22 protein-coding genes are annotated in these 22,760 nt (G+C 34.4%); all 22 read left to right on the top strand.

Going from position 1 to position 22,760, the window contains the following annotated elements:
• Positions 1-26 precede the first annotated feature (26 nt).
• The 22 genes from HMPREF9171_RS104320 to HMPREF9171_RS104420 all read left to right on the top strand — a co-directional run bounded on the left by HMPREF9171_RS104320 (position 27) and on the right by HMPREF9171_RS104420 (position 22,749).
• Positions 27-332: a hypothetical protein gene (locus HMPREF9171_RS104320; protein ID WP_000255675.1), complete on the top strand. Its 306-nt coding sequence runs from the start codon at positions 27-29 to the stop codon at positions 330-332.
• Positions 333-634: 302 nt separating this feature from the next.
• The gene (locus HMPREF9171_RS104325) at positions 635-1,009 is read left to right on the top strand and encodes a plasmid mobilization protein (protein WP_000448405.1); all 375 of its coding nucleotides are present in this window, start codon (positions 635-637) and stop codon (positions 1,007-1,009) included.
• Entirely contained in the window at positions 981-2,609 is a 1,629-nt protein-coding gene (locus HMPREF9171_RS104330) for a helical hairpin domain-containing protein (protein ID WP_000261843.1), read from the top strand. The genes HMPREF9171_RS104325 and HMPREF9171_RS104330 overlap by 29 nt, the downstream gene beginning before the upstream one ends.
• A gap of 22 nt (positions 2,610-2,631) precedes the next feature.
• Positions 2,632-3,441 carry a hypothetical protein gene (locus HMPREF9171_RS104335; RefSeq protein ID WP_050540660.1) on the top strand — a complete coding sequence of 270 codons (810 nt, stop codon included), beginning with the start codon at positions 2,632-2,634 and terminating at the stop codon, positions 3,439-3,441.
• Positions 3,442-3,546: 105 nt separating this feature from the next.
• Positions 3,547-4,131 carry a recombinase family protein gene (locus HMPREF9171_RS104340; protein ID WP_001062584.1) on the top strand — a complete coding sequence of 195 codons (585 nt, stop codon included), beginning with the start codon at positions 3,547-3,549 and terminating at the stop codon, positions 4,129-4,131.
• 121 nt (positions 4,132-4,252) lie between these two features.
• Positions 4,253-4,633, top strand: a complete 381-nt coding sequence (locus HMPREF9171_RS104345) for a hypothetical protein (protein WP_000198847.1) — start codon at positions 4,253-4,255, stop codon at positions 4,631-4,633.
• A gap of 76 nt (positions 4,634-4,709) precedes the next feature.
• Positions 4,710-5,507, top strand: coding sequence for a ParA family protein (locus HMPREF9171_RS104350; RefSeq protein ID WP_000692234.1), 798 nt, complete (start codon positions 4,710-4,712; stop codon positions 5,505-5,507).
• A gap of 80 nt (positions 5,508-5,587) precedes the next feature.
• Positions 5,588-5,812, top strand: a complete 225-nt coding sequence (locus HMPREF9171_RS104355; protein WP_000863339.1) for a hypothetical protein — start codon at positions 5,588-5,590, stop codon at positions 5,810-5,812.
• Between the two features lie 118 nt (positions 5,813-5,930).
• Positions 5,931-6,755: a Fic family protein gene (locus HMPREF9171_RS1000000113650; RefSeq protein WP_000364298.1), complete on the top strand. Its 825-nt coding sequence runs from the start codon at positions 5,931-5,933 to the stop codon at positions 6,753-6,755.
• A 151-nt stretch (positions 6,756-6,906) separates the two neighbouring features.
• On the top strand, positions 6,907-8,259 hold the full coding sequence (locus tag HMPREF9171_RS104360; protein WP_000147285.1) for an ISLre2 family transposase: 1,353 nt from the start codon (positions 6,907-6,909) through the stop codon (positions 8,257-8,259).
• 621 nt (positions 8,260-8,880) lie between these two features.
• The gene (glyQ, locus tag HMPREF9171_RS104365; RefSeq protein WP_000038755.1) at positions 8,881-9,795 is read left to right on the top strand and encodes a glycine--tRNA ligase subunit alpha; all 915 of its coding nucleotides are present in this window, start codon (positions 8,881-8,883) and stop codon (positions 9,793-9,795) included.
• Positions 9,795-10,436, top strand: a complete 642-nt coding sequence (locus HMPREF9171_RS104370) for an FMN-dependent NADH-azoreductase (protein ID WP_001094117.1) — start codon at positions 9,795-9,797, stop codon at positions 10,434-10,436. The genes glyQ and HMPREF9171_RS104370 overlap by 1 nt, the downstream gene beginning before the upstream one ends.
• A gap of 3 nt (positions 10,437-10,439) precedes the next feature.
• Entirely contained in the window at positions 10,440-12,479 is a 2,040-nt protein-coding gene (gene glyS / locus HMPREF9171_RS104375; RefSeq protein ID WP_000159085.1) for a glycine--tRNA ligase subunit beta, read from the top strand.
• Positions 12,480-12,490: 11 nt separating this feature from the next.
• Positions 12,491-12,748: a DUF896 family protein gene (locus HMPREF9171_RS104380; RefSeq protein ID WP_000371297.1), complete on the top strand. Its 258-nt coding sequence runs from the start codon at positions 12,491-12,493 to the stop codon at positions 12,746-12,748.
• 88 nt (positions 12,749-12,836) lie between these two features.
• Positions 12,837-13,100 carry a DUF1294 domain-containing protein gene (locus HMPREF9171_RS104385; RefSeq protein ID WP_000571497.1) on the top strand — a complete coding sequence of 88 codons (264 nt, stop codon included), beginning with the start codon at positions 12,837-12,839 and terminating at the stop codon, positions 13,098-13,100.
• A 114-nt stretch (positions 13,101-13,214) separates the two neighbouring features.
• Positions 13,215-14,723, top strand: a complete 1,509-nt coding sequence (gene glpK / locus HMPREF9171_RS104390; RefSeq protein WP_000093528.1) for a glycerol kinase GlpK — start codon at positions 13,215-13,217, stop codon at positions 14,721-14,723.
• Between the two features lie 12 nt (positions 14,724-14,735).
• Entirely contained in the window at positions 14,736-16,565 is a 1,830-nt protein-coding gene (glpO, locus tag HMPREF9171_RS104395; protein ID WP_000396087.1) for a type 1 glycerol-3-phosphate oxidase, read from the top strand.
• An 11-nt stretch (positions 16,566-16,576) separates the two neighbouring features.
• Positions 16,577-17,275: an MIP/aquaporin family protein gene (locus tag HMPREF9171_RS104400; protein ID WP_000350762.1), complete on the top strand. Its 699-nt coding sequence runs from the start codon at positions 16,577-16,579 to the stop codon at positions 17,273-17,275.
• 87 nt (positions 17,276-17,362) lie between these two features.
• Positions 17,363-18,700 carry an NAD(P)/FAD-dependent oxidoreductase gene (locus HMPREF9171_RS104405; protein WP_000137258.1) on the top strand — a complete coding sequence of 446 codons (1,338 nt, stop codon included), beginning with the start codon at positions 17,363-17,365 and terminating at the stop codon, positions 18,698-18,700.
• A complete protein-coding gene (locus HMPREF9171_RS104410) occupies positions 18,691-20,121 on the top strand; it encodes an AcpB/EbpR/MafR family transcriptional regulator (RefSeq protein ID WP_001217286.1) in 1,431 nt (476 codons plus the stop codon). The genes HMPREF9171_RS104405 and HMPREF9171_RS104410 overlap by 10 nt, the downstream gene beginning before the upstream one ends.
• Before the next feature lie 124 nt (positions 20,122-20,245).
• Positions 20,246-22,231 carry a transketolase gene (tkt, locus tag HMPREF9171_RS104415; RefSeq protein WP_000141859.1) on the top strand — a complete coding sequence of 662 codons (1,986 nt, stop codon included), beginning with the start codon at positions 20,246-20,248 and terminating at the stop codon, positions 22,229-22,231.
• Positions 22,232-22,443: 212 nt separating this feature from the next.
• The gene (locus HMPREF9171_RS104420) at positions 22,444-22,749 is read left to right on the top strand and encodes a bacteriocin immunity protein (protein ID WP_000711208.1); all 306 of its coding nucleotides are present in this window, start codon (positions 22,444-22,446) and stop codon (positions 22,747-22,749) included.
• Positions 22,750-22,760 lie beyond the last annotated feature (11 nt).

Below are 22,760 nucleotides of genomic sequence, written 5' to 3'. Positions count from 1 at the left end.
TTTAAAAGTAGAAGGAGAGACAAGTTATGGTAACAGAAGAAATGATGATGACAACTGAAACATTATTGATGAGTTATTATTTTGACATGAGCGAATGGCTCAAAGGAAACAAAATTGTTAACATTGATATTATCCAAAAATCAAAAGACGAGTTATTGGATATGTTAAAATCTGATTTTGAAGAATTGTCTACAGAAGATAACAATGATTATCTTGATGAGCTTTCAGTTAGCATTGCTACACTGGAAGAATTATCAGGAGACAATTATCAAAAGATAAAAACAGAAGTTTTTTCTTGGGAACCAAGCCAAAAAAAACGAAAAATGACATAAGAGGGAATGCTGACAATTTTCAAATTGTCAGTTTTTCTGTTGTTGCATTTTATCAAAATGCACTTATCAAAAATTGTCAAATTTGAAAAATGCACGAAGTGCCAAATAGGGGATTGGGGATTTCCCCAAAGTGTAAAAAGTTAAAAGTCTGTTTGTGGGGGTGCCCTACAAATAGGCTTTTTTGCTTTTTATTTTCGTAAGTGGCTATCCACTTGCTAATCTTGCCAGAGTAAAGGTAGCCCTCTCTCAGAGGCGGGGCAAAAAGCTCCATTTTATCAGTTTTTTTAGAAAGGAACATTGTAATGGAAACAAAAAAACGAGTTCGCTCAACACAATTTATTATTAGAGCCAAACCTGATGAAGCTAACATAATTAGAAATAGAGTTAAGCTTTCAAAAAAAGAAACATTCCAAGCATATGCTTTAGAGATGTTACAAAATGGAAAAATAGCAACTTATGATTATTCAGAATTGCAAAAGTTACGAATCGAAGTTAATCGTATTGGTCAAAACGTCAATCAGCTAGTTCGTTATGTTAACACTTTTGATGAGATTGATAATGAACTTTTTAAAGCTTTACAAGCTGAAATTGATGACATGAAGAAATTGCTTTTTGATGAATTTAAAACGAAAGGACATGCTAAATTAAATGGTAGTGACGAAGGTTCTTCAGATTAAAACAAGCCGTAATTTAAAACGTGCAATTGATTATATTACACGTGATAATGCAACCTTAAAATTAGATACAGAACATTTAGAGGGTGATGAAAATTATTCTTTTGAAATTGTCAATGGTCAAGTGATGAAACGATTAGTATCTGGTCATGATTTAACAGATGTATCTGATCCACAGACGATTTATGAAGATTTTGTTTTACTAAAACAATCTGTTGATGTTTTGTACAATAATGATGAATTTTCTGATTTAAAAAATGATAAACGTGTTTTAGCGCACCATATCATCCAATCGTTTTCACCAGAAGATGGCTTAACTCCAGAAGAAGTTAACGAGATTGGACGAAAAACCGCTTTAGAGTTAACTGGTGGTGATTATCAATTTGTTGTTGCAACGCACATGGATAAAGGACACTTACATAACCATATCATTTTTAATACAACTAACGAAGTGACTTTGAAAAAGTTTCGTTGGCAAAAAAATACAGCTCGCAACTTATTTCAAATTTCAAATAAGTATGCTGAGCTATATGGCGCAAAAGTTTTAGAACCAAGGCTTAGAAACTCTCACACTGAATATGCTGCATGGAGACGAAAAAATAATTATCGCTTTGAGATTAAAGAACGGTTGAACTTTTTGTTAAAGCACTCGTTAGATATGAATGACTTTTTACAAAAAGCAAAAGCTTTAAACTTGCAAATTGATACGAGTGGTAAGTACGTTAAATATATGTTACTGGATCAACCACAAGAGCGTTTTGTTCGTGATCGTACATTATCTAAAAAAGGTAAGTTCTCACTTGAAAAAATCAAAGAACAAATTGCGACAAATGAAGTTGTTTATAATTTAAACGTCATAAAGGAAAAATATGATGAAGAACAGGAAAGTAAACAAGATGATTTTGAGTTACAAATCACAATTGAACCTTGGCAAGTGCAGCAACTTACCAGTCAATCTATTTATGTTCCAATTACTTTTGGATTAGATAGAAAAGGTACAGTCTCTATTTCTGCAAGAATGCTTGACCAAAATGAAGATGGAACATTTACAGCTTTTGTTAAAAAGAATGATTTCTTTTACTTTTTGAATGCTGACCATTCTGAACAAAATCGTTTTATTAACGGAACAACTTTAATCAAGCAACTATCTGCTCAAAATGGTGAAATGATTTTGACTAAAAACAAAAATATTACAAATTTAGATAGATTAGTTGATGAATTTAACTTTTTGGCAATTAACAAAGTTACCAATTCAAAACAATTTGAAGAATTACAAAATCAATTTTTGGAACAATTGGATGAAACCGATAAGACTTTAGAGTTCTTGGATGAAAAGATGACTTATCTTAATAAACTTATGGGTGCTTTATCAGATTATCAAAATAATATAGTTCCTTCAGAAGTAAGTCTTGAACTTCTTGAAAAAGGTAAAATTGATAAGAATACAAAACTAGAAGAATTACAAAAAGAAATTAAAGAGCTTCAGATTGAACGTGACATACTCAAAAAGCACAGAGATAAAATTGTAAAAGATTATGACTTTGCAAAAGAGATGAAAGAAGAGCGTGAGGAAATGGCACATAAAAATAGTAAGAAATTATGATGCTTACTTCAGGAAAAAGGTTATAATATATAAATATGAAAAACAAAAAATTATTATACTTGTAAGTGTTATCTTAGTTGTTATTGTTCCTATCTTTATCAATCTTTCCTTTAAAGTGTATTTAGCTCCATTATTTATTGCTGAGTGGGGAGCAGGTGACTTACTTTCTTATTATGGTTCATTGTTAGGTGGTATTATTACCTTGGTTGGTGTTGTTATGACTCTGAATTATCAGACTAAACAATCAGAAGCGGATGACGCAATTAAATATAAACCAATCATAAAACTTGCTTCAGTAGAGAATGAATATTCCGATTTTATTGTAAATCGAGAATTAAGTGTTCGTTTTCCAGTATGGTATTTTAATGATGATCCTTTAAGAGGGCAAAAAGAAAGAATTTTTGAAGAACAAATGAAATGTATGACTTCTTTTCATGTACTTTTTAAAAATAAGGGAAGAGGAGAAGCAGTTGATGTCTCACTGGATAGTGTAAAAATCGAAGAAGTAAGCTGGGATGATGATAGCAAACTTTATATTGCTTCAAATCTGCCATTGTCTATGGGAGATATTTTGGTTGATGAAAAAGCAGATGTCATCATCAATTTTCCTAATTATTTGTTTTTAAAAGATGAAAATACTAGTCAAAATCTTATTCGGATAGAATTAAAGCTATCTTATAATGATATGTTTCGAAGAAATAAAAAAGAGCTTGGTGTGCTTCTAGATTTTCAAGTTCTTGGAGAAACATTAGCGCCAGCTCCATATCCGTACAAGGATGGATTTTCATATTATTTTGTAAGAATTGGTTTTGTGAGTGCATTGCATTTGTAAAACAAAAAGGACATTTAAGTATACCTTATTGTCCTTTTTGTTTTACTTTGATTTTAAAGGATTTTTGAATAGGACAATAGAGTTAGGCAAAATAGAGGAGAAAAAATGGCAAAAATCGGTTATGCTAGGGTCAGTTCTGCTGATCAAAATTTAGATAGACAGTTAAAACAATTAGATAACGTTGAAAAAATTTTTCAAGAGTCAATTAGTGGAGCAAGTAGAGAGCGCCCAAAATTGATTGCAATGCTGGATTATATTCGTGATGGTGATATAGTCGTTGTAACCGAATTAGAGCGACTAGGAAGAAATAATAAGGAATTAACTGAAGTTATGGATGAGATAAAATCAAAAGGAGCAACTTTAGAAGTTCTCAATCTTCCCACTCTTCGAGGTATTGAAGATGCTAATTTAAGACGTCTATTGAATAATCTGATATTAGAACTATACAAGTATCAAGCACAAGCTGAAAGAGAGCGTATTAAAGAACGTCAAGCACAAGGGATTGCTATTGCAAAAGTTCAGGGAAAATATAAAGGACGAAAGCCATTATTCTCAGCTGATGACAGCAGATTGCAACATGCTTTTAGTTTGTTTCTTTCAGGAAAATCAGATAGAGATGTTGCAAAACTGACGGGAATTAATGAACGAACGTTTAGACGTTATCGAAAAAAGTTTGATGTTCATAGATAGGCAATATCATTATATACATAATGATATTTATAAAAATATTTACAATTATATATATAAATATATTTACAATTATATATAAAAGTGCTATAATATATTTAGAAAATGAAACGAGGTGTAATAAATGACAAGAACGCAAATAAAGTTTGGTATAGCAGGTTCGATTAATTTAAAAGATTTACAAAACTTGCTAAAATCTATTTCAAAACGTTATCAATTAATTCGTTTAAATTTAGTTGATTTTAATCAAATAGCTAATGATTGTGAAATTACACTTGTCATTTTCTCGCAAGATAATAATGTTAAAAATTTTAGTGATTTACGAGACTTGTTAAGAAAATGCCTAAAAAATACAAGTGAATTAGATCAAATTGAGGATGATTTTGATAATCAAAATATTAAAACACTTCAAGAAGCATGGAAAATAATTATCAATGATTTAGCAGAAAATATCATTGAATGGATTGAAGAAGAATTAGTTGTTGTTGAGATAATACAAACATAAATATATTTATATTTGTATTTATAACGATATATATAATTGTATTTATAAATATATTGAAAAAGTAAAGGAGAATCACATGAAAATCATTACATTTGCTGCCATTAAAGGTGGAGTAGGAAAAACAACTTTAGCATATAATTATGCTGAATGGTTAGCTGAACACAATTATCAAGTACTTTTGATTGATTTAGATCATCAATGTAATCTAACTCAAACGTATGATGTCTTTGAAAGTGAGAACACAGTCGCTAATATCTTTAAACGAAAAGGAGACGTTGCTATTCATCATCTTAAAGATAACATTGATTTAATACCAGGTTATATTCGTTTAGATAGCTTAGAAAAAGAGCTTGAAACCAAAAATTATAAAGATATGCTACTTTACATGTGGCTAGAAGATAATTATGAACCTAAAAATCTTGGTAAATATGACTTTATTTTAATTGATTGCCATCCTGATTTTTCAACGGCAACACGTAATGCTGTCGTAGTAAGTCACGCTGTTTTAAGTCCTGTTGTTCCATCAAAATTTGGCTATTCAGCAACATTCAATATTCAAGAACGTCTTGAAGAATTAAAAGCTGAAACATTTGATTTTAAAACACGTAAAAGCTATGTTACAGCTGATTTATACTTTTTAGGAAATATGATTAAGCACAATACCAATTCTTCAAGAGAACTTGTAGAACAGCTTCAAGGCAATGATAATGTTCTATCAACTATTCCTTATAAAGAGTTGTTCAATCGCTCAACATTAGATAAAGTGTCTCTTTCAGAGATGAAAGAAGATAAAGTACTATATCAAAAACATAAAAAATTCTTTGATAGTATTGACTGTACATTCAAAACAATTACTGATAAAATAGTAATGTAAATATATTTATATTGGTATTTATAATTATGTTTATAGATATATTTATAAATATAATTATATTGAACATAGAGGAGAAAAATATGGCATTTGATAATAACCAAGACAAAATTAGTAATCTTTTAAAATCAACTGACACTACACCTAAAAATAGTACTAATTCAAATTTTGAGTTTGAAAGAACTAAACAATTTATGTTTTCGTTACAACCATCTGTTAGAGAAAAAATTACACAAATTGCTCATTCTCGTGGTTATCGATCTGCATCATCATTTTTAAATGATTATTTTAAAAATTTTGACTTGTAAATATCATTTTATTTATGATTGTACATAAAATAGTATATATAATCATAAATATATTTACACATATATTTATATTGAATGTTATAAATATGAATATACTGCCCATTAAAGGAGAATAATCATGGATTTAATTACAAGACTTAAAGTTGAACGAGATGGCAGAGTTCATGGTGGCATTTATGATATTACTCAGAAGCGTTTTGCATTTAATTCAAATAAGATTGAAGGCAGTTGTTTAACTGAAGAGCAAACGAGTTTCATTTATGAAACAAAAACAATCGCAAATATTGGTGGAACAGGTATCAAAATTGATGATCTTGTTGAAACTACTAATCATTTTAAATGTTTTGATTATATTATTAATACAGTTGATGAGCAGCTAACAGAAGACTACGTTAAAAAACTACATAGCATTTTAAAAGCTGGAACAAGCTCAGAATATAATGAATATGCCCCAGTTGGACGTTATAAGGTGTTTGAAAACGAAGTAGGGCAGATTGCTACAGCTGCTGTTGATCAAGTTGAAGAAGCGATGTATTCACTTCTTTTAGGGTATAATTTCAAAAAAGAAAAAGATTTAGCTTATCTAGCATCTTTCCATGCACGTTTTGAGCAAATTCATCCGTTCGCTGATGGTAATGGTCGTGTAGGACGTTTAATTCTTTACAAGGAATGCTTAAAAGAAGGAATAACTCCATTCATTGTTGATGACACCAGAAAAGCAGGCTATTACAATGCACTAGAACAATTTCAAGCTTATGATAACCATCAACCCTTAATTGATTATTTTGCTAGCGAACAAAAATTTTATGCAAATTACCTTAAAAACAAAGGATTTGCAGGGAAAATAAACGATAGCAAAGACAGAGATGTTATCAATAACAAAAGTAAAAGTGCTGATGATAGCCATAAAAAGCCAAACAAAACAAAAGGTTTTTCGTTATAATTATATATAACTGTGTTTATAAAAATATTTATAATTATATATATAACTATAATTATAAACACAAATATAAATATAGTTATATTTAAAAACTCTTCATTTCCATGAGGAGTTTTTTTGTGATAGTTTATCCAAAATTAGGTAAAATATCTGTATGACAGGTATGAGATTTGATGAAAAGAGTTTTGTTATTGAATTAGAAGATAAACGTAAATATGACTTTTTAAAAAGAGTTGAAACGTATGATGCAAATATTGCCTCAGCAATGCGGATAGCTGGATACAAACGTATCAATCAAACAGAGAGAACGGTTGCTTTTACTTTTGGAGAAGTAACTTTTTCAAGGTCTCGCTGGAGAAAAGGAAGCAAAACACGTTGTCCTGTTGATGAATGGCTAGGACTCAAAAAGTACATGCGTTTTTCTCCTGAATTGGTTTGCCATGTAGCTAAAATGGCTACAGTAATGTCATATCGTCAAGTGTGTCATTTTGTTAAAGAGTTTTATCATCTTGAGATTACTAAGGATACTGTTTTAAAAGCCGTTAAGCGAGCTGGGGAATTGCTATCTGAAAAAGAAAAATTTCGCTTTTGGCTAGAGGAAGAACCGACCAAGAAAATTAATCCAAAAATCCTTTATATTGAAGGCGATGGCGTGATGGTGAAATCATCAGATTCTGCTAGAGATGACAAAAGAAATGTTGATTTAGCACACTTTCTTGTTCATACTGGTTCTAAAAAAATTACTAAAAATCGTTATGTTTTGGAAAATAAACATGAGATAATCCATACAAATTATGACAAGGCAAAAGAAGAACTGCTAGACTATCTTTATAATCATTATGAGTTTACTGATGAGACAACTTTAGTTACTAATTCTGACAATGGCAAAGGATATACTAAAAAAGTTTTTCAGGAGATAAAAAAAGCGCTTGGTATCAAGAGACACGAGCACTTTTGGGATCCTTATCACTTACATGAAAAGGTAAAAATATTTTTCAAAAAATATCCAGTTGTATTAAAGGAATTAGCTTTTGAGGCAATTAATACTCATAAAAGAGAGCTGATGAAAACCGTTCTTGATACTGTTGAGTCTTTAATTGCTGATGGAGATGATGAAGAACACTATAATTATTTTAATTTTCGCCGAAAAATTCTTAATAATTTCAAATACACAAAGCCTGCTAAATTAAGAAATTTATCAGCCAAAGGAATAGGTGTCATGGAGAGTCAGCATCGAAAAATTACTTATCGCATGAAGCATAGAGGAATGTATTGGTCTTTGAAAGGTGCTTACACAATGTCGAGATTAATTATTCTAGATAGAATTAATCTTGTTGATGATCTATTTTTTGGTAATTGGCGAAAAGAGTACGAATACTATCAAAATCAACGTTTAAGCGTTGGTTATCTCCGAGAAGCGAAGGAACAAACGATATTTAAATCACGCAAAATTTTTCAACGTGCTGGGAAATTTACTTCTCTTGACCGCCAAAAATTTAAGTATTAAAAACTTTAAAATTTTTTGGATTTTAAGGCTTTTTTAAGTTGTTTTTGTTTGCATTTTTCTGACAATTTTGTTATAATACCTTTATAGAAAATCAAAAAAGGAGCAGAAGCTGGTAACTTCTACTCCACCGATTAAGACAAAACTACACTTTGCTTAATCAGTCTGAAGTTATTGTAACACAAAAAAGCCAATAAAGTCAAGACTGAAGCAAGGAAACCTTTGTTTCGGTATTTTTTTTGAAAAAATTCAACAGAGAAATCTCTTGATTTATAGGCTTGATGATTATTCTCAAAAAAATAGACACAAACAGAATAAGATAAATAGTAGACATAAAAGTCATTTTTTGTTATACTGTCTCAGTAAGAAGAGGTGTTCATCAGCTGTTTTTTTAGCGAGCTCAAGGTAGTGAAAGTTGGGTAGAATAGGATGAATATTGGCACTTTTTAGTGAGTAAAAGTACAATCAAAAATGAAGTAATAAATTAGGGTGGAACCGCGTCTTTGACGCCCCTGTGCTGTTGGGCATAGGTGGTGTAGGACGTGGTTTTTATCATTTGTCCGTTTTAAGTCAATTGTTGTCACCTTCCCAACAGCTGTAATAAAGTGTAAAAGAAGGAAAATGATGTCTAAGAAATTAACTTTTCAAGAAATTATTCTAACTTTACAACAGTTTTGGAATGACCAAGGCTGTATGTTAATGCAAGCTTATGATAATGAGAAAGGAGCAGGGACAATGAGCCCTTATACTTTCTTACGTGCTATAGGCCCTGAGCCTTGGAATGCTGCATACGTTGAACCATCACGTCGTCCAGCTGACGGCCGCTATGGCGAAAATCCAAACCGTCTTTACCAACATCATCAATTTCAAGTGGTAATGAAGCCTTCGCCGTCAAATATTCAAGAACTTTATTTGAAGTCTTTGGAATTACTAGGTATCAATCCACTTGAGCATGATATCCGTTTTGTTGAAGATAACTGGGAAAATCCATCTACAGGTTCAGCTGGATTAGGTTGGGAAGTTTGGCTTGATGGAATGGAAATAACACAATTTACTTATTTCCAACAAGTAGGTGGACTTCAAACAGGTCCTGTAACTTCTGAAGTTACTTATGGACTAGAGCGTTTAGCCTCTTATATTCAAGAGGTAGATTCTGTTTATGATATTGAGTGGGCACCAGGTGTTAAATATGGTGAAATCTTTACTCAGCCAGAGTATGAGCATTCAAAATATTCATTTGAGATATCAGACCAAGTAATGTTACTTGAAAACTTTGAGAAATTTGAAAGAGAAGCAAAACGTGCTTTAGAAGAAGGACTTGTTCATCCAGCTTATGACTACGTCCTTAAATGTTCACACACCTTTAATTTATTAGATGCACGTGGAGCAGTATCTGTTACTGAGCGTGCAGGCTATATTGCACGTATTCGGAATTTAGCACGTGTTGTTGCTAAAACCTTTGTTGCCGAACGTAAAAAACTTGGTTTCCCACTTTTGGATGAGGAAACTCGTATCAAATTACTTGCTGAGGAAGACTAATGAACACACTCATTGTTAATAGTCATCCTGATTTTTCGAATCCGTACTCATTTACAACTATTCTACAAGAAAAGTTTATTGAACTTTATAATGAGCATTTCCCTAACCATCAGTTATCTATTTTAAATTTATATGATTGTGTTTTGCCAGAAATTACGAAAGAAGTACTACTTTCGATTTGGTCTAAACAAAGAAAGGGTTTGGAATTAACAGCCGATGAGATTGTTCAAGCTAAAATCTCTAAAGATTTACTTGAACAGTTTAAGTCACATCACCGTATTGTCTTTGTTTCTCCAATGCACAATTACAATGTGACTGCTAGAGCAAAAACTTATATTGATAATATTTTTATTGCAGGTGAGACTTTCAAGTACACTGAAAATGGTTCAGTCGGATTAATGACAGATGACTATCGTCTGCTTATGTTAGAATCTGCGGGTTCTATTTATTCTAAAGGACAGTATAGTCCATATGAATTTCCTGTTCATTATTTAAAAGCTATCTTTAAAGATTTTATGGCTTTTGATGATTTCTGTGTTGTTCGTGCAGAAGGTACCGATATTTTAGATAGGCAAGTTGTTCTTGATAAGATGAATCAGGATTTAAGAGAAGCATTTGAAGCGTTTTACAGTAAGGAGTAGGAAATGACTAAAGATTTATTATTGGAGCTTGGCCTTGAAGAGTTGCCAGCTTATGTTGTGACACCGAGTGAGAAGCAATTGGGCCAAAAAATGGTCAAGTTTTTAGAGGATCATCGTTTATCATTTGAAACTGTTCAAACTTTTTCAACTCCACGTCGTTTGGCTGTTCGTGTTAAAGGATTGGCAGACCAGCAGACAGATTTAACAGAAGATTTCAAGGGTCCTTCTAAGAAAATTGCTTTGGATGCAGAAGGGAATTTTTCTAAAGCAGCCCAAGGTTTTGTTCGCGGAAAAGGTTTAAGTGTTGATGATATCGAATTTCGTGAAGTTAAGGGAGAAGAATATGTTTATATCACTAAGCATGAAACTGGAAAAAGTGCGATTGATGTTTTAGCAAGTGTGACAGAGGTATTAGCAGAATTGACTTTCCCAGTGAACATGCATTGGGCAAATAATAGTTTTGAATATATTCGTCCAGTTCACACTTTAGTGGTATTATTAGATGATCAAGCCTTAGAGCTAGACTTCCTTGATATTCATTCAGGGCGTATTAGTCGAGGACACCGTTTCTTGGGTTCTGACACTGAAATTTCATCTGCCAGTTCGTATGAAGATGACTTGCGACAACAATTTGTTATTGCTGATGCAAAAGAACGTCAGCAAATGATCGTTGATCAAATTCATGCTATCGAAGAAAAGAAAAATATTTCAGTTGAAATTGACGAAGATTTACTAAATGAAGTGCTTAATTTAGTTGAGTATCCGACAGCATTCTTGGGTTCTTTTGACGAGAAATACCTTGATGTACCTGAAGAAGTTTTAGTCACTTCAATGAAAAATCATCAACGCTATTTTGTTGTTCGCGACAGGGATGGAAAATTGTTACCAAACTTTATTTCTGTGCGTAATGGAAATGCTGGGCATATCGAAAATGTTATAAAAGGCAATGAAAAAGTTTTAGTGGCTCGTCTTGAAGATGGTGAATTCTTCTGGCAAGAAGATCAGAAACTTAATATTGCAGATTTAGTTGAGAAATTAAAACAAGTAACTTTCCATGAAAAAATTGGTTCACTTTATGAACATATGGATCGTGTAAAAGTTATTTCACAATATTTGGCTGAGAAGGCAGATCTTTCTGATGAAGAAAAATTAGCTGTGCTTCGAGCTGCAAGTATTTATAAATTTGACCTCTTAACTGGAATGGTTGATGAGTTTGATGAATTACAAGGTATTATGGGTGAGAAATATGCCTTACTTGCAGGGGAGAAGCCCGCAGTAGCAGCAGCGATACGTGAACATTATATGCCGACATCGGCCGATGGAGAGCTTCCAGAAACCAGAGTTGGTGCAATTCTAGCTTTAGCTGATAAATTTGACACCTTACTTTCATTCTTCTCAGTTGGTTTGATTCCAAGTGGTTCAAATGATCCATATGCTCTTCGTCGAGCTACTCAGGGGATTGTCCGCATTTTGGAAGCTTTTGGTTGGGATATCCCACTTGATGAATTAGTAACTAATCTCTATGGTCTATCGTTTGCTAGTTTAGATTATGCTAATCAAAAAGAGGTCATGGCCTTTATTTCAGCTCGTATTGAAAAGATGATTGGCTCTAAGGTCCCTAAAGATATTCGAGAAGCCGTTTTAGAATCAGACACTTATATTGTTAGCCTTATTCTAGAAGCTAGCCAAGCATTGGTGCAAAAGAGCAAGGATGCTCAATATAAAGTTTCCGTTGAAAGTTTGTCACGTGCATTTAATTTAGCTGAAAAAGTTACTCATTCTGTATCGGTGGACTCTTCATTGTTTGAAAATAATCAGGAGAAGGCGCTATATCAAGCTATTTTGTCACTTGAACTGACTGAGGATATGCATGACAACTTAGATAAGCTTTTCGCACTTAGTCCAATTATTAATGATTTCTTTGATAATACAATGGTAATGACAGATGATGAAAAAATGAAACAAAATCGTCTGGCTTTACTCAATAGCCTTGTTGCAAAGGCAAGAACAGTCGCTGCTTTTAACTTATTAAACACAAAATAAGGAGGCATTTTATGGATCCTAAAAAAATTGCTCGTATTAACGAGCTTTCAAAAAAGAAAAAAACAGTTGGATTGACCGGAGAAGAGAAGGTTGAACAAGCAAAGCTCCGTGAAGAGTATATTGAAGGTTTCCGCCGATCAGTCCGTCACCACGTTGAAGGAATTAAATTAGTGGATGATGAGGGCAATGATGTTACCCCGGAAAAACTTCGTCAAGTCCAGAGAGAAAAAGGACTACATGGTCGTAGTTTGGATGATCCAAATTCTTAATGGTGAGACAATTTTAGATTAAAGTCAACACTTGGGTGGGGCAAAAGATAATCTTTGTCTCGCCTTTTTTATTAGGAAGGAAAAAATAATGATTGAATTACTATTAGCATTACTGTTATGGAATATTTTAGTATTTGCAACCTATGCTATTGATAAAAGGCGTGCAATTAGAGGGGCATGGCGTATTAGTGAGAAAACATTGTTGATAGAGAGTTTATTATTAGGGGGATTTGGTGCATTCCTAGGTGGAGAAGTTTTTCGACATAAAACGACTAAATGGTATTTTAGACTAGTTTGGTATATCGGAATGATTATTGATTTAGCTATTATTTGGCTAATTTGGTGTTATTGATGATATCTTATCAAAAATTTTAGGGGCATATTAAATTTTTGATAGTGCAGGATAGACTGATTTAGGTATAATAGAATTACAAAAAGAAAACGCTTACTTTTAAGGAGGAAGTTTATGTCTTCAGAAGAAAAATACATTATGGCGATTGACCAGGGAACAACAAGTTCTCGAGCAATTATTTTTAATAAAAAAGGTGAAAAAATTGCGAGTAGCCAAAAAGAATTTCCCCAAATTTTTCCTCAAGCAGGCTGGGTAGAGCATAATGCGAATCAGATTTGGAATTCTGTTCAATCTGTCATTGCTGGAGCTTTTATTGAATCAAGCATCAAACCTGGACAGATAGAGGCTATTGGGATTACCAATCAACGTGAAACAACTGTTGTTTGGGATAAAAAAACAGGTCTTCCAATTTATAATGCTATTGTATGGCAATCGCGACAAACAGCCCCGATTGCTGATCAATTGAAGCAAGAAGGTCATACTAATATGATTCATGAGAAAACAGGTCTTGTCATTGATGCTTACTTCTCGGCAACAAAAGTTCGTTGGATTTTAGACCATGTTCCTGGAGCACAGGAACGTGCTGAAAAAGGAGAGTTGCTTTTTGGAACAATTGATACTTGGTTAGTTTGGAAGTTAACTGATGGTCTCGTCCATGTTACAGACTATTCAAATGCTGCTCGTACGATGCTTTATAATATTAAAGAACTTAAATGGGATGATGAAATTTTAGAGTTACTGAATATTCCTAAAGCAATGTTACCAGAAGTAAAATCTAATTCTGAAGTTTATGGGAAAACTACTCCATTCCATTTTTACGGTGGAGAGGTGCCAATTTCTGGTATGGCTGGTGACCAACAGGCAGCATTATTTGGACAGTTGGCCTTTGAACCTGGTATGGTAAAAAACACTTATGGTACAGGTTCCTTCATTATCATGAATACGGGCGAAGAGATGCAACTGTCTCAAAATAATCTATTAACAACGATTGGTTACGGCATTAATGGTAAGGTTCATTATGCACTTGAAGGATCAATCTTCATTGCAGGAAGCGCTATTCAATGGTTACGTGATGGTCTTAGAATGATTGAAACGTCAAGTGAGTCAGAAGGCCTTGCTCAATCATCAACAAGTGACGATGAGGTTTATGTGGTTCCAGCTTTTACAGGTTTGGGTGCACCGTATTGGGATTCAAATGTTAGAGGGTCAGTATTTGGATTAACTCGTGGGACAAGTAAAGAAGATTTTGTTAAAGCTACACTTCAGTCAATTGCTTATCAAGTACGAGACGTTATTGACACTATGCAAGTTGATTCAGGAATTGATATCCAACAACTTCGTGTAGATGGTGGAGCTGCAATGAATAATTTATTAATGCAATTCCAAGCGGATATTTTAGGGATTGATATTGCTCGTGCGAAGAACCTTGAAACTACTGCCTTGGGTGCAGCTTTCTTAGCCGGACTTTCAGTTGGCTATTGGGAAAGTATGGATGAACTAAAAGAACTGAACGCAACAGGACAACTTTTCCAAGCAACAATGAATGAGTCTCGAAAAGAAAAACTGTATAAAGGGTGGAGAAAAGCTGTCAAAGCGACACAAGTATTTGCTCAAGAGGATTAAGGGGGTGTAGAGATGGAATTTTCACGAGAAACACGACGTTTAGCCTTACAAAGAATGCAAGATCGTACTCTGGATTTACTTATCATAGGTGGGGGTATCACAGGCGCTGGTGTCGCTTTACAAGCAGCAGCTAGTGGATTAGATACTGGACTTATTGAAATGCAAGATTTTGCAGAAGGGACAAGTAGTCGCTCAACAAAATTGGTCCATGGTGGTCTTCGTTACTTGAAGCAATTTGATGTAGAAGTTGTTTCTGATACAGTATCAGAGCGTGCAGTCGTGCAGCAAATTGCACCACACATTCCTAAGCCAGATCCAATGCTTTTACCGGTTTACGATGAGCCGGGTTCTACTTTTAGTATGTTTCGCCTTAAAGTGGCTATGGATTTATATGATTTATTAGCAGGTGTGACAAATACACCCGCAGCCAATAAAGTTTTGAGCGCAGAAGATGTTCTTAAGCGTGAGCCTGATTTACAAAAAGAAGGTTTGCTAGGAGGAGGGGTCTATTTAGATTTCCGTAATAACGATGCACGCCTAGTGATTGAAAATATTAAACGTGCTAATAGGGATGGAGCTTATATTGCCAGTCATGTCAAAGCTGAGGACTTCTTATTTGATGACAACAATCAAATTATAGGAGTACGTGCGCGTGATTTGTTGACTGACCAAGTTATCGATATAAAAGCTAGGCTTGTTATCAATACAACTGGACCTTGGAGTGACACCGTTCGCAACTTCTCCAATGAAGGTAAACAAATTCATCAATTACGTCCAACTAAGGGAGTTCACTTAGTTGTAGATCGCCAAAAATTAAATGTTTCTCAACCTGTTTATGTTGATACAGGTCTAAATGATGGTCGCATGATTTTTGTTTTGCCACGTGAAGATAAGACTTATTTTGGAACCACAGATACTGATTACCATGGAGACTTAGAACATCCTACGGTAACTAAAGAAGATGTTGACTACCTCCTTAATATTGTAAACAAACGTTTCCCAGAAGCAGAGCTTACTATTGATGATATTGAGAGTTCATGGGCAGGTCTGCGTCCACTACTATCAGGGAATAGTGCCTCTGACTATAATGGAGGCAATAGTGGAAAACTAAGCGATGAAAGTTTTGAAGAATTAATTGATTCCGTTAAGGATTATATTGCACATAAAAATCATCGTGAGGATGTTGAAAAAGCTATTTCTCATGTAGAATCTAGTACTTCTGAAAAAGAATTGGACCCATCAGCTGTTTCTCGAGGATCAAGTTTTGAGCGTGATGATAATGGCCTATTAACACTTGCTGGTGGTAAAATTACTGATTATCGAAAAATGGCAGAAGGTGCCATGGAAACTATTATTAACATTTTGGATAAAGAATATAATCGCAAGTTTAAACTAATCAATTCTAAAACCTATCCTGTTTCAGGAGGAGAGATTAACCCATCTAATGTTGATTCTGAAATTGAAGCTTATGCTCAATTGGGCACACTAAGTGGTTTAAGTATTGAGGATGCACGTTATATTGCTAACCTTTATGGGTCAAATGCACCAAAATTATTTGCATTGACACGCCAAATTACAGAAGCAGAAGGTCTGAGCTTGGTAGAAACGTTGTCACTTCACTATGCTATGGATTATGAAATGGCGCTTAGCCCAACGGATTTCTTCTTAAGACGTACGAATCATATGCTTTTCATGAGAGATAATTTAGATTCTTTGATTCAGCCTGTTATTGATGAGATGGCTAAACATTATCAATGGTCTGATCAAGACAAAACCTTCTATGAAGAAGAATTACATGAGACTCTAAAAGACAATGACTTGGCAGCTTTGAAGGATAATTGAAGGAGATAATAATGGATATTTTTGGAGAATTCTTAGGAACAGCTCTCTTAGTCTTACTTGGTAATGGTGTTGTAGCAGGTGTTGTTTTGCCTAAAACGAAGAATCATAATTCTGGATGGATTGTTATCACATTTGGATGGGGGCTTGCTGTAGCTATTGCAGCGTTAGTATCTGGCAATATTAGCCCTGCCCACTTGAATCCAGCTGTGTCATTAGCTTTTGCGATCAAAGGTGATTTAGCTTGGGGAACAGCTATTCTTTATATGATTGCACAGATTATTGGTGCAATGCTAGGTTCACTTCTTGTTTATTTGCAATTTAGACCCCATTATGAGGCTGCAGAAAATAAAGCAGATATCCTTGGAACTTTTGCAACTGGTCCGGCTTTGAAGGATAATTTTTCCAATTTTTTAAGTGAAGTATTGGGAACGCTTGTTCTTGTACTTACTATTTTTGCCATCGGAAAATACAATATGCCTCCAGGAGTTGGTACGATGAGTGTTGGTATGTTAGTGGTTGGGATTGGTCTATCGCTCGGTGGAACAACAGGTTATGCTATTAATCCTGCACGTGATTTTGGTCCTCGTTTATTGCATGCCTTGTTACAGATGAAGAACAAAGGTGATTCTGATTGGACTTATTCATGGATTCCGATAGTAGGACCTATGGTAGGAGCTATTTTAGCAGCCTTAATATTTGCTATGATGTAAGAGATTTTTGATGCTGAGACCGACTTTATGGTCTCAGTTTTTTGTTACCGTTTTCAAAAATAACTTCTTTTGTTATAATAAGTAATTATGACAGAAAAATATGTAAATAAAGTAATTGTCATTTTAGGAGCTTCTTTTGCTGGTATGACTTGTGCGCAGAAATTACGCCAATTAAATCCTAATTGGGATATCGTTTTGATTGATAAAGAAATTCATCCAGATTATGTTCCAAATGGCTTAAATTGGTATTATCGTCACGAAATTAGTGGTTTAAATCAGGCCATGTGGCAGACAGAAGAAGAGCAACGGTTGCAGAATATACGCTGTCTATTTGGTCTAAAAGTTGAGAAAATTAATAAAGAAGATAGGGAATTAATGTTATCAGATGGTTCTTCTGTCTATTATGATCAATTGATTTGTGCCATGGGCTCCCAAGCAGAATCAACTTATATTGATGGGGCTGATGCGCAAGGTGTTTTAACAACAAAAACTTATGCAACTAGTCAAAATGCTAAGCAAGTATTAGATAAAAGTCATAAGGTAGCAGTTGTTGGGGCAGGTATCATCGGCTTAGATATTGCTTATAGTTTACATGAATCAGGGAAGGTGGTCACTTTGTTAGAAGCTCAAGAAAGACCAGACTTCAGGCATACAGATCCTGATATGTCCCTTCCTTTACTTGATGCGATGGCTGAATCAAAACTACATTTTTTCCAAAATCAAAAGGTTGAGAAAATTGCTGTAACCCGAGAAGAAAAACTTTGTTTGCAAACGCTAACAGGAGATACCTTTACAGTTGATGCTGTCATATTAGCTGTTAATTTTCGTCCGGATAGTCGTCTTTTAACTGGATTGGTTGATTTAAGTGTTGATAATAGTGTTGTTGTAAATGATTATTTCCAAACGAGTGACCCTAATATCTATGCTATTGGCGATTTGATTTGGTCGTATTTTAAAGGTCTTAATAGTGCTTATTATATGCCCTTAATTAACCAAGCAATCCGTTCGGCACAAATGTTGGCATACCATTTATCGGGACATGCTGTTCCAAAATTAAAAATAACACGCGCTACAGGATCTAAACACTTTGGCTATTATAGAGCTAATATTGGATTAACTGAGTTGGAAGCTGGTCTTTACGAGGATACCGTTAGTGTTACTTATTTCCCTAAAGAACAGTATGATTTAAGGATAAAATTGATTGCTAATCAAAAAACGGGCCATTTATTGGGGGCTCAATTAATCTCAAAGGAAAATTGTTTGGCTACTGCCAATCAGCTTGTTCAAGCTATATCGTGTGATATGACAGATTTTGATTTGGCTTTTCAAGATTTCATTTATACAGCTAGAGAATCTGAGATGGCTTATATGTTGCATCAAGCAGCTATCAACCTTTATGAAAAGAGGATTGGGCTATGCGAATAGAAGCTCTAATGGAAAAAGAAAGGCGTGTTCAATATCGGCTACTTTCTTTTTTAAGAGGCTCTCCTCAGGCAATAGCACTAAAGTTAGCTTTATTAGAAACTGGTTTAAGTCGAGCAACTTTGCTTAAATATATCAATAATCTTAATAGCTACTTTGAACAAGAAAAAGTTAATTGTCGAATCGTTTATTATAAGGATAAGTTATTTTTAGAAGAGGATTATAACTTATCCAATCAAGAAGTGTTGAAAGCTCTGATGAAAGATAGTATTAAATACACTATCTTAATATCTTTATTTAATCAGCGTCAGTTCACAATCGTTGGTCTTTCTCAAGAATTGATGGTTAGTGAGGCTACTTTAAATCGTCATCTTGCTCATCTCAATGAATTGTTAGCGGAATTTGATATTGCTATTTCACAAGGAAAACAGATTGGTGATGAATTGCAATGGCGTTATTTTTATTATGAATTATTCAAGCAACTATGGTCTTATGACAAGTGCCAAAATATGATAAAGAAATTAGACTTAGACTCATTAATTCTATTAATAGAGCGCTTGGCTCAACATACTTTAACTCGAGAAGCTCAGCAAAATCTGGGACTTTGGTTTAGTATTTGTCATCATCGTCTCCTTGCTATGGAAAAAATATCTGATAATCTCAAGCCCATTGTGGAACATTATCAATGCAATGCTTTTTATAAACGGTTAGACGCAGCCTTAGTTTTGTATATGAGTCGTTTTGCTCTTGAGTATAGGGAAGGAGAAGTTCTGGCAACTTTTGCTTTTCTACATTCACAAAATATTTTACCAATCAATACAATGGAATACATCATGGGATTTGGAGGCCCGATTATTGATTGTGTAACCGAAACAATCATCTACTTTAAAAAGGAGAGTATTTTAGCTGACGAGACATCAGATCAGGTTATTTACCAACTTGGTCAGTTATATAGCCATTATTATTTCTTTAAAGGTCATATTTTAGTTGAACAACCTGATTTAGAACAAACGTATCGACTTATTGATCATAATATGAGGGATAAGTTGCATCATATTTCAAAGAAGATTATTGCAAATGTTAATCGAATTAGACCTTTAACAGAAGATGGTTGTTCTTTGCTGACTTTACATTTGTTGGAATTGCTTATTTTCTCGAAAAATAGTCAAAAAATGCCCTTTAGGATTGGTCTAGATATGACAGGTAATGCTGTGGAACAGTCATTGTTGGAATATCGCATTCGACAACATTTCTCTGGTAATAATTCTATTCAAGTCGAACCTTATGACGAAGGAAAGGGATTTGATATGGTTATTTATCAGAGTCGTTCAAGACCTTATAAAGCCAAACTAACCTATTGCCTTAATAAAGGAGCTTCAGAGCGAGAACTACAGGAAATAGATTCACTTATTTATGACAATTAATCCCATTACTTAATTGAATGGTTTTAATCCCTCCAGAAATTGTTAAAACGTTTACGTATTTTATGTTATAATATCAAAGACGAACAATTTTAAATTTAGTTGTTAAAAACAGAAAGGTTTTATCATGACATTTGACACCATTGATCAATTAGCGGTTAATACAGTCCGCACGCTTTCTATTGATGCTATCCAAGCAGCAAATTCTGGGCACCCAGGTCTTCCTATGGGAGCTGCGCCTATGGCTTATGTGCTTTGGAATAAATTCTTAAATGTAAACCCAAAAACAAGTCGCAATTGGACAAACCGTGACCGTTTTGTGCTATCAGCTGGGCATGGTTCAGCTCTTCTTTATAGCCTACTTCATTTAGCTGGCTATGATTTATCAATTGATGATTTAAAACAATTCCGCCAATGGGGATCAAAAACACCTGGACATCCAGAAGTTAACCATACTGATGGTGTAGAAGCAACAACTGGACCTTTAGGGCAAGGTATTGCTAATGCTGTTGGTATGGCAATGGCTGAAGCTCATTTGGCTGCTAAATTTAATAAACCAGGCTTTGATTTAGTTGATCATTACACTTATACACTTCATGGTGATGGTTGTTTGATGGAGGGTGTTAGCCAAGAAGCTGCCAGTCTTGCTGGACACTTAAAACTTGGTAAATTGGTCCTTCTTTATGATTCAAATGATATCTCACTTGATGGTCCAACGTCTCAATCATTTACAGAAGATGTTAAAGGGCGTTTTGAATCATATGGTTGGCAACATATCTTAGTTAAAGATGGTAATGATTTAGAAGCGATTGCTGCAGCAATTGAAGCTGCTAAAGCTGAAACTGATAAACCAACCATTATTGAAGTTAAAACTATTATTGGATTTGGCGCAGAGAAACAGGGAACATCTTCAGTTCATGGAGCGCCACTTGGTGCAGAAGGTATTACTTTTGCCAAGAAGGCTTATGGATGGGAATATCCAGACTTTACTGTTCCTGCTGAAGTTGCAGCTCGATTTGCCTCAGATCTTCAAGCGCGTGGTGCGAAGGCAGAAGAGGCATGGAATGATCTTTTTGCTAAATATGAAGTTGAGTATCCAGAATTAGCAGCTGAATACAAAGAAGCTTTTGCTGGCCAAGCTGAGACAGTTGAATTAAAAGCTCATGACCTAGGTTCATCAGTGGCTAGTCGTGTTTCAAGCCAACAAGCTATTCAACAATTATCGACTCAATTACCAAACCTCTGGGGAGGTTCAGCAGACCTCTCAGCTTCTAATAACACAATGGTAGCAGCAGAAACAGATTTCCAAGCAAGTAACTACGCTGGGCGTAACATTTGGTTTGGTGTACGTGAATTTGCAATGGCTGCTGCAATGAATGGAATTGCGCTTCACGGTGGGACTCGTGTTTATGGGGGTACGTTCTTTGTCTTCTCAAACTACTTGTTACCAGCAGTACGTATGGCTGCACTTCAAAACTTGCCAACTGTCTATGTTATGACACATGATTCTATTGCTGTTGGAGAAGATGGGCCAACTCATGAGCCAATAGAACAATTAGCATCAGTACGCTCAATGCCTAATTTGAACGTTATCCGTCCCGCAGACGGTAATGAAACAAACGCTGCATGGCAACGAGCTGTATCAGAGACAGATCGACCAACGATGCTTGTTTTAACACGTCAAAACTTACCAGTTCTTGAAGGAACATCAGAATTAGCCCAAGAAGGGGTTAATAAAGGTGCTTATATTTTATCAGAAGCTAAAGGTGAACTTGATGGTATCATCATTGCAACAGGTTCAGAAGTTAAATTAGCTTTAGATACTCAAGACAAACTTGAGTCAGAGGGCATCCATGTTCGCGTCGTATCTATGCCAGCACAAAACATTTTTGATGAACAAGAGGCTTCATATCAAGAGCAAGTGCTTCCATCAGCTGTTACAAAACGTCTTGCTATTGAGGCAGGATCAAGCTTCGGTTGGGGTAAATATGTTGGTTTAAATGGGCTAACACTTACTATTGATACTTGGGGAGCATCAGCACCAGGTAACAGAATTTTCGAAGAGTATGGCTTTACAGTTGAGAATGCTGTATCGCTATATAAAGAACTTTAAGAGCATGAAGAAGTTGGGAAAAATACCTCAACTTCTTTTTTGTAAGATATAGGATGGATTTGAGAATAGTTTTGATAGACTGATAAGTGATGGAAAGCACTCTTTTTTGAAAACGTTTGACAAACATTCCATAGCGCAGTATAATTGATAAAACTATTGTATATATAAAATAATACAACTATTATTAATTATCTTTTTAGAAAGGTTTGTTTATGAAGAAGGAGTGTCGTGATTTTTATCGGCAGATACAGCATACTTACAATGATATATCTGTCCGTGAAGATGCAGTGCTATCATCAATACTATTATCAGCATCGAATGGTTTGATAAAAACTAGCGATGTACCTCGTGTTGCTTATGAGTTAACTCAGCAATTGGAAAATAATGAGATAGAAAAATCTTTCGAGTCATTAGCTACAGTTAAGGAATTGAAACAATCTGCTAAAAAATTGTCTGAGAGATATGAGCAAAATAAGGTAACAACGGGATTGCTTTCTAAAGTATTTGGGAATCATTAGGAGATAAAAGG

The sequence above is a fragment of the Streptococcus agalactiae ATCC 13813 genome (genome assembly GCF_000186445.1).
In the GTDB taxonomy this organism is placed as follows: Bacteria; Bacillota; Bacilli; order Lactobacillales; family Streptococcaceae; genus Streptococcus; species Streptococcus agalactiae.
Note: the sequence above shows the minus strand (reverse complement) of the source record. Positions and strands in the feature narration are given on the sequence as shown.

Excerpts from the sequence above, each read along its gene's own strand:
- HMPREF9171_RS104320 (WP_000255675.1), top strand. The coding sequence starts at position 27 with ATGGTAACAGAAGAAATGATGATGACAACTGAAACATTATTGATGAGT.
- HMPREF9171_RS104325 (WP_000448405.1), top strand. The coding sequence starts at position 635 with ATGGAAACAAAAAAACGAGTTCGCTCAACACAATTTATTATTAGAGCC.
- HMPREF9171_RS104330 (WP_000261843.1), top strand. The coding sequence starts at position 981 with ATGGTAGTGACGAAGGTTCTTCAGATTAAAACAAGCCGTAATTTAAAA.
- HMPREF9171_RS104340 (WP_001062584.1), top strand. The coding sequence starts at position 3,547 with ATGGCAAAAATCGGTTATGCTAGGGTCAGTTCTGCTGATCAAAATTTA.
- HMPREF9171_RS104345 (WP_000198847.1), top strand. The coding sequence starts at position 4,253 with ATGACAAGAACGCAAATAAAGTTTGGTATAGCAGGTTCGATTAATTTA.
- HMPREF9171_RS104350 (WP_000692234.1), top strand. The coding sequence starts at position 4,710 with ATGAAAATCATTACATTTGCTGCCATTAAAGGTGGAGTAGGAAAAACA.
- HMPREF9171_RS104355 (WP_000863339.1), top strand. The coding sequence starts at position 5,588 with ATGGCATTTGATAATAACCAAGACAAAATTAGTAATCTTTTAAAATCA.
- HMPREF9171_RS1000000113650 (WP_000364298.1), top strand. The coding sequence starts at position 5,931 with ATGGATTTAATTACAAGACTTAAAGTTGAACGAGATGGCAGAGTTCAT.
- HMPREF9171_RS104360 (WP_000147285.1), top strand. The coding sequence starts at position 6,907 with ATGACAGGTATGAGATTTGATGAAAAGAGTTTTGTTATTGAATTAGAA.
- glyQ (WP_000038755.1), top strand. The coding sequence starts at position 8,881 with ATGTCTAAGAAATTAACTTTTCAAGAAATTATTCTAACTTTACAACAG.
- HMPREF9171_RS104370 (WP_001094117.1), top strand. The coding sequence starts at position 9,795 with ATGAACACACTCATTGTTAATAGTCATCCTGATTTTTCGAATCCGTAC.
- glyS (WP_000159085.1), top strand. The coding sequence starts at position 10,440 with ATGACTAAAGATTTATTATTGGAGCTTGGCCTTGAAGAGTTGCCAGCT.
- HMPREF9171_RS104380 (WP_000371297.1), top strand. The coding sequence starts at position 12,491 with ATGGATCCTAAAAAAATTGCTCGTATTAACGAGCTTTCAAAAAAGAAA.
- HMPREF9171_RS104385 (WP_000571497.1), top strand. The coding sequence starts at position 12,837 with ATGATTGAATTACTATTAGCATTACTGTTATGGAATATTTTAGTATTT.
- glpK (WP_000093528.1), top strand. The coding sequence starts at position 13,215 with ATGTCTTCAGAAGAAAAATACATTATGGCGATTGACCAGGGAACAACA.
- glpO (WP_000396087.1), top strand. The coding sequence starts at position 14,736 with ATGGAATTTTCACGAGAAACACGACGTTTAGCCTTACAAAGAATGCAA.
- HMPREF9171_RS104400 (WP_000350762.1), top strand. The coding sequence starts at position 16,577 with ATGGATATTTTTGGAGAATTCTTAGGAACAGCTCTCTTAGTCTTACTT.
- HMPREF9171_RS104405 (WP_000137258.1), top strand. The coding sequence starts at position 17,363 with ATGACAGAAAAATATGTAAATAAAGTAATTGTCATTTTAGGAGCTTCT.
- HMPREF9171_RS104410 (WP_001217286.1), top strand. The coding sequence starts at position 18,691 with ATGCGAATAGAAGCTCTAATGGAAAAAGAAAGGCGTGTTCAATATCGG.
- tkt (WP_000141859.1), top strand. The coding sequence starts at position 20,246 with ATGACATTTGACACCATTGATCAATTAGCGGTTAATACAGTCCGCACG.
- HMPREF9171_RS104420 (WP_000711208.1), top strand. The coding sequence starts at position 22,444 with ATGAAGAAGGAGTGTCGTGATTTTTATCGGCAGATACAGCATACTTAC.